Source organism: Synechococcus sp. N32 (assembly GCF_900473895.1).
In the GTDB taxonomy this organism is placed as follows: Bacteria; Cyanobacteriota; Cyanobacteriia; order PCC-6307; family Cyanobiaceae; genus Parasynechococcus.
In genome coordinates this window covers 1-1,819 of the sequence record NZ_UCND01000004.1, presented here as the reverse complement: position 1 = coordinate 1,819, position 1,819 = coordinate 1, and the positions used below count along the sequence as shown (strand labels likewise).

The 1,819-nt window shown below is 49.0% G+C and carries 1 protein-coding gene; it reads right to left on the bottom strand.

Annotated features, from left to right (window positions below; genetic code table 11):
• Nucleotides 1-192: 192 nt before the first annotated feature.
• A complete protein-coding gene (locus tag DXY35_RS01215; RefSeq protein WP_115080484.1) occupies nt 193-1,731 on the bottom strand; it encodes an IS1182 family transposase in 1,539 nt (512 codons plus the stop codon).
• Nucleotides 1,732-1,819 lie beyond the last annotated feature (88 nt).

Sequence of the window (1,819 nt, the reverse complement as noted above, 5' to 3'; positions counted from 1 at the left end):
GAGGCTGTCTCATAAATAGTTTTCACATTTAGAGATATTCGATTTTGCGCAATAGAGGCCGATTTTTGATTTTCGGCCTCTATTTTTTTGACCGGGGTTCACATGAGTTGTTTTTTAGGGTCATGGATGGATACTGTGCTCCACTTGCTTTTGTCTTTGTTTTGGGATGAAAAAATGGACATTTAAGGCTGTTCATCCCGCCTTTTTGGCCAGGTTGTGGGCAATGGCCAGAAGGCCTGTTTCAACGGCCACTTTTGCGCTACCGCGGAGCATGAAACGGCTTCTGCCCTTGTTGTATTTGAAGTGTCCGAAGACCGGTTCGACATCGATGGCCCGTTGCTTTCTTTTCTGAATACCTCGCTCTGAGGTTAGCCGTTCCTTTGCTTTGGCTTTCTGTTGCTGGAGTCTTGTGTTGACCTTGATGACTTTGTTTCCCTCCCCGGGATGGCAAGCTGCGGAGAGTGGACAGCCGGAACAGTTTTTAGCCTGATAGTGGCGATAGTGTTGAACGAATCCGGTTGATGTTTTACCGGTGCTTTTCCCGCTCTTTTCCATGGGCTGTCCCATGGGGCAGATGTAGCGGTCGTTTTGCGGGTCGTAATGGAGGTTGTCGAGTAGTCCGTAGACTTTCTTTGCTTTGGATTCCTGTTGAAGTTCTTTGTGGAAATAGTTGTACTTGACGAAGGCTTCGATCTGGTTTTCCTCCAGGAAGCAGTAGTTTTCCTCACTGCCGTATCCCGCATCGGCTGTGTAGCTGGAGGGATAGAAACCGTAGAGCTGACAGTATTTTTCCAGATGAGGTTTGAGGGTCAGCGTATCGGTGGGATTGGGATGCAGGGAGTAGTTGACCACAAACTGTCCGTGGGTACTGAGCTGAAGGTTGTAGGCGGGCTTGAGCTGTCCGTTTTTCATGTGGTCTTCCTTCATCCGCATGAAGGTGGCATCGGGATCGGTTTTGGAGTAGCTGTTGCGTCCTGCCAGGATCTGTTCTTTTTGGTCATATTCTTCCAGTTTGGCCGGCCAGTGCTTTTTGGCGTAGTTTAGTTTCTGCTTCACTTTTTTGTCCACAGGCTTGTCCTGCAGGGCCCGGTTGATCTTGTCCACGGTCTGAGACACTTTCTCCGGACTGGGGTTGATAAAGTCGGGCTCTTCGGCTCCCAGCTCCCGGGCGGCTACCGAACCTGCGTATTCCCAGAGTTCCTGGAGCTGTTTGCTGATCCGCTCCTTGTTCTTTTTGATCGCCTTACCCCAGACAAACGTGTAACGGTTGGCATTGGCCTCTATCTTGGTACCGTCGGTATAGACCTCCTTGATATCCAGAAGGCCTTCTTGATGAAGCAGCAGTACCACTTTGGAGAATATATCGCCGATCACCGGCTTGAGCCGTTCGGAACGAAAGCGGTTGATCGTGTGGTGGTCGGGACGCTGCATCCCCGAAAGCCACATGTACACGATGTTTTCCCGGGTAGCCTTCTCCAGCTTACGGGACGAAAAGCAATTTTCAAGATAGCCATAAACCAAAATCTTCAGCAGCATCCGGGGATGGTAGCTGCTGGCACCGTTTTGCCAATAATAGGCATACACCGAGGAAAGATCGATCTGATCCATCACCGAATTAACGGTTCGGGCTGGATGATGGGCTGGAATTAATTCTTCCAAACTCGGAGGAAGAAGCATCAGCTGGTTGGGAGAATAGTCTTTAAAGACTATATTCGTGTCTTGTTTTTGCACACCTCAAAATACCTATTTTGAGTTAAACAAGAAAGGCTAGCCGAGAAATCAGCTAGCCTATTAAACTATCTACTTTTGAGACAGCCTC